The organism is Psychrobacter sp. S1-30-MNA-CIBAN-0213 (genome assembly GCF_040309845.1).
Taxonomy (GTDB): Bacteria; Pseudomonadota; Gammaproteobacteria; order Pseudomonadales; family Moraxellaceae; genus Psychrobacter.
The window spans coordinates 1-369 of the sequence record NZ_JBEOPE010000035.1; the positions used below are offsets into that span (position 1 = coordinate 1).

1 protein-coding gene is annotated in these 369 nt (G+C 49.1%); it reads right to left on the reverse strand.

The window, feature by feature from the left end; all coding sequences use genetic code 11:
• The coding region (locus tag AAEY87_RS13845) for a class II glutamine amidotransferase (protein ID WP_350657588.1) at nt 1–369 on the reverse strand (369 nt) is incomplete at both ends.

The window sequence follows — 369 nt, forward strand, 5'->3', positions numbered from 1 at the left end:
GTGTGAGGCATTGCCATTGTCTTGTAAGCGCTGACAGCGTTTGATAAATTCGCTATTCATCTGCCCATTGTGCGCAAATACCCACTGTTCGCCCCATACTTCACGGACGAATGGATGGGTGTTTGCCAAACAGTTCTGCCCTTGCGTCGCTTTACGAATATGCGCGATGACATTCATGGCTTTGATTGGGTAGTTATTGACCAAGTCAGCGACTGGCGACAGATGGCTTGGACGATTGTCATGAAACAAACGCAGACCCGTTGAGTCATTTGCCGTCTCATCGTTGGTTTTGTCGTTATTACTGCATTCGCTGCGCTCAAAAAAGGCAATACCAAAGCCATCTTCATGACTGTCCGTCATCCCGCCGCG